This is a genomic window from Acidobacteriota bacterium (assembly GCA_016195325.1).
Lineage (GTDB): Bacteria > Acidobacteriota > Polarisedimenticolia > JACPZX01 > JACPZX01 > JACPZX01.
This window is the reverse complement of the sequence record JACPZX010000101.1, coordinates 102,731-109,427: the sequence shown is the minus strand read 5'-3', so window position 1 is coordinate 109,427 and position 6,697 is coordinate 102,731. Positions and strand designations below refer to the sequence as shown.

The window sequence follows — 6,697 nt, the reverse complement described above, 5'->3', positions numbered from 1 at the left end:
CGAGCGCGCCGTCACGACCGACGGGTCCGGCAACTTCTCGCTTCTCGCGCTCCCTCCGGCGACCTACATCGTGCAGGCGACGTTCACGGGGTACGGCGCGCCGCTCAAGACGGTGGTCGTCAACCTGGGGCAGAAGGTGCCTCTCAACTTCGAGATGAAGCCCGGAGGGGGGCTCAAGGAGGAGCTGAAGGTCACCGCCGAGGCTCCCATCGTCAACACGACGAAGAACGAGATCAGCACGGTCGTGAGCGAGACCCAGGTCCGATCGTACCCGCTCCTCAACCGCGACTACACCGATCTCGCCTCGCTCGCGCCCGGCGTCAAGCAGGCGCCGAGCGGTCAGTTCGATCCGACCAAGCACAAGGGGATCTACACCCCCTTCACCACGGGCGGTTCGGCCGGCCGCAACCTCAACATCTCCATCGACGGCGCCGACAACAACGACAACGTCGTGGGTTTCTTCGTCGGCGGCGTCTCCGCGGAGGCGATCCAGGAGTTCGAGATCATCCAGGACGAGTACAAGGCCGAGTACGGTCGCTCCCTGGGTGGCGTCGTCAACGTGATCACGAAGTCCGGGACCAACGATTTCGGCGGCTCGGTCTTCGGCACGTACCGCAACGACAGTTTTCGCGCGAAGACGTACAGCGAGGATCTCGCCGGGATAGACAAGGCGAAATCCGATCGCGAACAGTACGGCTTTTCGGTCGGAGGCCCGATCCTCAAGGACAAGCTCTTCTACTTCTTCGCCGCGGAGAAGCAGAACGAGGCGAGCCCCGTCGCGCTCAACTCCGCCTTGACCCGGTTCTCCACCGGGCTCGACCCGAACTTCCCGATCGCGATCTCGGCGAACGGGACCACCGTCTCGCACGACTTCGAGCGGCACGAGTACGACGCGCGGGTCGACTGGAACATCTCGAAGAACATGACGCTCTGGGCCCGCTGGTTCCGGGACGACAACACGTTCAAGAACGACCAGGGGGCGAGCCTGACGAACCCCGAGAACCAGGGGGACTCCACGAACCTCGTTCACCAGGCGGTGGTGAACTGGCAGTGGAACATCCGCGGCAACATGATCAACGAGCTCAAGTTCAACAGGATCACGTTCACGAACGGCGTCACCAGCCGGGCCACGGATCCGGTCTCGAGCATCCTCACGCTCGACTACGACAGCTTCGAGCTGGGGCGCAACGTGAACACGCCGCAGAAGACCGTCCAGAACAAGTACCAGATGCGCGACGATTTCACCTGGATCCTCGGGCGCCACTCGCTGAAGGGCGGGCTCGAGGTGATCCGGGTCGACATGCTCCCGTCGTTCCTCGGTCCCTCGACGAACCCGTCGGTCCAGATCACGTTCAACGCGGGCGTGACTCCCAACGGCTCGATCGCGAACGGCGACACCAACATGAACGGAACGAACGATGGCGTCGAGGCGATCAGCGACCTGACCTTCGTCAACCCCGGGTTCATTCCCGGCACCCGGTACGAGCAATACGGAATCTACGCGCAGGACGACTGGGAGATGAACGACCGCTGGCGATTCAACATCGGCCTCCGCGTCGACAGCGATCAGAACGTCTTCAGGGACGCCACGACGGGGGTCAACCAGGACTTCTACGACTGCATCGCGGATCCCCGCAACAACGCGAAGTGCGGCCGTCCCGCGGGGCTCCAGATCGATCCCAACGTCAAGTTCCCGAGCTTCAACAACACCACGCCGAAGGACCCCACGGACATCTCACCGCGCCTCGGGTTCGTCTACCGCGTGAACGGCGAGGACAAGGATGTCCTGCGCGGATCGTGGGGTCTGTTCTACGACAAGTTCCTCGACAACCTCGGGATCTTCATGCGCCAGAACCTGAGCCCGTTTTTCTCGCCGGCCCTCCCCGTGCTCGCGGGGGTCGACCCCACGGACCCGGCCACGCTCACGTCGAACCAGCTGCTGGCCGGCACCGTCGTGGATCCGCGTCTTCCGCCCCTTCCGGTCGATTTCACTCTCGCGAACTGGCTCAACCCGGCCGTCACCGACCCGAACGGATTCAGCCTGCGGGACTGGTTCAACCAGCTCGGCTCGATTCTCGGGCGCGCGACATTCAACGACGGCGTCTTCATGCCGGGACCGGACTGGAAGACCCCCTACACGTCGGCGTTCTCGATCGGGTGGGGGCACGTCTTCTCGCCCCGCCTCGCGCTCGACACGAACCTGGTCTACCGGCGCGGATTCCACCAGCTCTACCGGCAGAGCTGGCGCGGTCGGAACAGCGGGCGCTACTCGCCGTTCCCGGTCGATCTCGATCCGAACGGAAACCCGATCGTCGATCCGAACTCGGGGCGCGCCCCCGGGTCGAGCTTCGAGGGATTGGCCGACTTTTTCACGACCGACGGAAAGTCCCAGTACATCTCGCTCCAGACGGGAGTGAAGGCGCGGTACCCGAGCTTCGAGTTCGGGATCAACCTGAACCTCTCGCAGGCTCTCGGAACCCAGGACAACGCGGGTACGGGACCGACCGACGGCGGACCTGTCGACATCTTCGAGGCCGGGAACATTCGCTTCACCGGCGGCAACATCAACTCGGAGTGGGGCCGGATCTCCGGCGATCAGTTCCTCTACGTGAACGCGTATGGCATCTACCACTTCCCGCTGCAGTTCCAGGCTGCCGGTAGCCTCACGTACGGCACCCGAACGGCGTACCAGGGGTTCGCGGGCGTCGATCTCAACGGCGACGGGTTCAACAGCCAGAACGAATACGCCGGGTCGCGAGGCAGCGGCGTCGGCGACGACTACTTCACCCTCAATCTGCGCGCGAGCAAGATGTTCGACACCGGGAAGGGGACGAAGGTCGAAGTCTTTGCCGAGGCGTTCAACCTGCTGGACAGGGTGAACCACGGCCTCTTCGTCTTTCACCAGCAGCTGACCGTCGACAAGAACGGGAGCATCGTCCGGAATCCCAGCTACGGGAAGCCGACGGGAGACACGCTGGTCGATCCTCGGACCGTCCAGATCGGGACGCGGTTCACGTTCTAGCGCTTCACTTCAGGGGAGGGGGCTTCGCGCGAAGCCCCCTCTTTTTTCTCAGTGCTTAATGGCCTTCAACAGCCCGCGCGCCTCCTCCGCGAACTCCCCCTTCGGGTCGAGCGCGAGGTAGTTCTCGAGCCGAGCGGCGGCGGCCGCCACGTCCCCCTTGCGGAAGAGGATCAGCCCCGACTGGTAGACCGCCGGCGCGAACTTCGAGTCGAGCCCGAGGCACTTCTCGATGAGGGGCGCGGCCGCCCCGTCGTCCCCCCGGTTGATGGCGGCGACGGCCTGGTTGTAAAGATCGCTCTTCGAGGCCGCGGAGGCGGGGAGCTTCCGCCTCACGGCCTCGGCTTCCTCCTTCTGCCCCTTCTGGTCGAGGCACTCGGCGAGCGGCCCCAGCGCGGCGGTCGTGCCGGCGTCCAGGGCGTACGCCTGCCGGAGGAGCGGGATGGCCTCGTCGCACCGGCCGCGGTCCTTGAGAAGCGTCCCCTTGAGCGAGATCGCCGGGGGGAAATCCGCCTTCAGCTTGAGCGCCGCGTCCAGACGAGCCAGCGCCGCGTCGTTTGCGTCGCTGTGGTAGAGCGAGACGGCCTCGTTGTACTCGGCGACCCAGGGCTGGTCGCGCGTCTCGACCGCCGCGGCGGCGACCGCCTCGAGGGCCTTCAGCGTCACCTTCTTCTTCTCGACGCCGCCGGCCGCGGAGACGAAGTTGCTCTCGTATCCCTGGTACCCGTCGCGGGTGACGCGGAAATTGAACGGCCGGGGCGGCAGCCCGGCCACGACGGCCCTCCCCTTCGCGTCCGTGATGGCGTCCTGGCGGAACGACGGGTTGTCGGGGTCGAGGATGGTGACGGCGGCGCCTCGAATCGGCGCACCGGCGGCGTCCGTCACGTCGAGCTGGAAGTTCCCGGTGTTGCCGGCGCCGGCGGGGCGCCAGCCCGCGGCGAGCGCGAGCGCCGCGAGCACGACCATCGTGTTACGGGACGGGCGCCGTCGAACCATCGCGAGCACCTCCGTGGACGGGCTGCCCCGAGTCTAGCAGCGCCGGGCGGGGCGGTTCACGGGGCGGGCGGCGGCGCCTCGCGCGCCTTGCGCTCCGCCTCGAGCTGCTCGATCAGATCCGCCTTTTCCCCCTTCACCCGCCGCAGGAGGCGCCAGGGGTGCTTCTGGAGATCGGTGACCAGGAGATCCCCCTTCTCGGAGATGGCCTTGAGGTGGGCGACCGTCGCCTTGAGATCCTCCTCGTTGAGGGAGGTCGAGAGGGTCTTCGTGATGCCGTTGACCTCGGCGAGCGTCGCGGCGAACTGGTCGAGGAGGGGCTCGACGCGGGACTGGAAGCCGGCGATCACGTCGTCCGAGCGGCGGGTGACGCCGTCGAGGGCGTCGATCTCCTTCGACGCGCTGTCGAGGAGCTTCGTGACGCGGGGCCGGTCCTCCGCCATGGTGGCGTCCGCCTGCCTGAGGACCGACTGCGCCTCTTTCAGCGTGGACTGCATCTCGCCCGTGAGCGACTCGAGCTTCGCGTTGACCGTTCCGAGCGTCGTGCTCAGCTTCGGGCCGAGGTCCTCGGAGAGGAGCCTGTCCAGATGCTGCATCGTCGTCGTGATGCGGCGCGTCAGGGCCAGCCCGTCGCTCATCAGGGCGTCGAGATCGCTTCCGCTCGTCCCCGGGACGCTCGCGCCGGCCTCGAGGTAGCTGACGGGCCTGCCCGGCGGCGGCATGGGGGGCGCCTCGGGGTCGGACGGATCGCCCGGCGTCACGAGGTCGAGGACCTTGCTGCCGAAGCCCCGGGTGGAGAGCCGCACGCGCGTTCCGGCGATGAGCTTCACCGCGTCCCGGACCGTGAACTCGACGTCGAACCGGACGTCGGGATCGGTCGACAGCTCGATGCGGGTGACGCGCCCCACGGCGAATCCCCGGAGGAAGACCTCGGCGCCCGGCTTGAGCCCCGCGATCCCCGGGAACGAGGAGGTCAGCCGGTACTCCCGCCTCAAGACGCGCTCCTGCACCGCGAAGGCCGCGACGAGGACGAACGCGATCGTCGTCGCGATCACGAAGAGCCCGACCCAGAGGTTCTGCCGCTGGAACTCGAGCCTCCCCGAGGCGGCGGAAGGGTTGCCGCTCACGCGAGCGCTCCGGCGGAGGCCCCCGGCGCGTGCCGCGCCGGCATGCGGATCTCTTGAGGGGAGAGGGTCTCGAGCCCGTCGAGGGAGGACGACGTCGCGAGGATCGCGCACCGCGTCTCCACGAGGGCGGCGCGGATCAGGGGGAGGACCGCCGCGCGACGGTCGTCGTCGAGCCCCAGAAGGGGATCGTCCAGCAGCGCGATGGAGGGTCGCCGCAGGAATCCCCGGAGGAGCGCCGTGGTCCGGCGGTTCTCGTCTGAGAGGCGCGCGGGAAGGGATGCCGCCGCCCACGCGATCCCCGACGCCTCGAGCCACCGGCGCGCCTCGGCCATGGCCCCGGCCTCGTCGCGCTCGCCGAGGTAGCGGATCGGGAGGAGGAGGTTTTCGAGGACGGTCAGGTTGCTGACGAGGGGCGGGTCCTGGGGAAGATAGAAGAGGCGGACCCCGGCGATCGTCTCGCGCCGTCTCCGGTGGGTCATCGTTCCGAGCTCGTGATGCGAGATGAGGGCGCGGCGGCCGGAGCCGAGCGCGAGCCCCGCCGCGCCGCGGAGAAGGTGCGACTTGCCGCAGCCGGCCGGCCCGGTGATGACGGCAAGCTCTCCCCGCCGGACCGTGATGGGTGTCCCCGGCCACGCCGCGGGGGACTCGGCTCCGCGGTCGATCTCGATCGAGACGAGCAACGCTTCGTCGTGCGCCGGCTCCCGCGGATCCCCTGCGGCCCCGGTCACGAGTACACCAGCGTCGCGAGGATCGAGTCGGCGACGAAGATGCCGACGAGGGACATGACGACCCCACGGGTCGCGGCCTGCGGGATCTCGGTGGGCGAGGCCTCCACGCTCAGGCCTCGGTAGCAGCAGAAGGCGGCGATCATCCCGCCGAACAGGATCGCCTTCGCCGGGATGAGTGCCAGATCGCGGGGCTGGATCGCCTGCAGGATCGAATCGAGGTACGAGCGCAGCGGCGTCATCGTCTGGGAGCCGAGCGCGACGTATCCTCCGACCACGGCCAGGAGATCGAAGAACACCATCAGGCCGAAGAGGGAGACGACGGCGCCGGCGAGCCTGGGCAGGACGAGGTACTGGACGGGGTCGATCCCCAGAGTGTCGAGGTCGTCGATCTCGCCGCGCAGGCGCATCGTCGCGAGCTCGGCCGCCATGGCGGTTCCGGAGCGGCCGATGACGATGACGGCCGCCACGAGCGGTCCCAGCTCGCGGAGCACGGCGATGACGAGGATGTCGCCGGCGAAACCCTCCGCGCCCAGCCCCGAGAGGCGGGTCACCGCCTGGATGACGACGACGGCGCCGAGGAGGAAGGCGATCAGCCCCGTCAGCGGGAGCGCCTGGTTGCCGGTGAAGTAGACCTGCCTGAAGGCGACGCCGGCCACGACCCTCGAGGAGGGGCCGATCAGCGCGGGAATGGACCTCAGGCTCAGGAACAGCAGCGTGGCCATCTCGCCGGCCGTCGTGAGCGTCCCGCGAACCCTGGCACCCAGATCTTCGACGAGCCGCCGCACGCTCCGCCCCCCGGAGAGTCCCAACCGGAGCGTGAGGATATCACA

Annotated in this window: 5 protein-coding genes; 1 reads left to right on the top strand and 4 read right to left on the bottom strand. The window is 67.9% G+C overall.

All coding sequences use genetic code 11. The features are described from left to right. Nucleotides 1–3,022: TonB-dependent receptor (locus tag HY049_17780; protein MBI3450749.1), on the top strand; the 3,022-nt coding region annotated here is incomplete at its 5' end. Between the two features lie 48 nt (nucleotides 3,023–3,070). Here HY049_17780 and HY049_17775 read toward each other — a convergent pair. Genes HY049_17775 through HY049_17760 form a run of 4 tightly spaced genes read right to left on the bottom strand, consistent with a single transcriptional unit; the run spans nucleotide 3,071 to nucleotide 6,652 of the window. Further along, complete coding sequence (locus HY049_17775; GenBank protein MBI3450748.1) at nucleotides 3,071–4,015, bottom strand: carboxypeptidase regulatory-like domain-containing protein; 945 nt, start codon at nucleotides 4,013–4,015, stop codon at nucleotides 3,071–3,073. Nucleotides 4,016–4,071: 56 nt separating this feature from the next. Next, complete coding sequence (locus HY049_17770; GenBank protein ID MBI3450747.1) at nucleotides 4,072–5,139, bottom strand: MCE family protein; 1,068 nt, start codon at nucleotides 5,137–5,139, stop codon at nucleotides 4,072–4,074. Beyond that, nucleotides 5,136–5,867, bottom strand: a complete 732-nt coding sequence (locus HY049_17765) for an ATP-binding cassette domain-containing protein (protein MBI3450746.1) — start codon at nucleotides 5,865–5,867, stop codon at nucleotides 5,136–5,138. The genes HY049_17770 and HY049_17765 overlap by 4 nt, the downstream gene beginning before the upstream one ends. After that, a complete protein-coding gene (locus HY049_17760) occupies nucleotides 5,864–6,652 on the bottom strand; it encodes an ABC transporter permease (protein MBI3450745.1) in 789 nt (262 codons plus the stop codon). The genes HY049_17765 and HY049_17760 overlap by 4 nt, the downstream gene beginning before the upstream one ends. Nucleotides 6,653–6,697 lie beyond the last annotated feature (45 nt).

Excerpts from the sequence above, each read along its gene's own strand:
- HY049_17775 (MBI3450748.1), bottom strand. The coding sequence starts at position 4,015 with ATGGTTCGACGGCGCCCGTCCCGTAACACGATGGTCGTGCTCGCGGCG.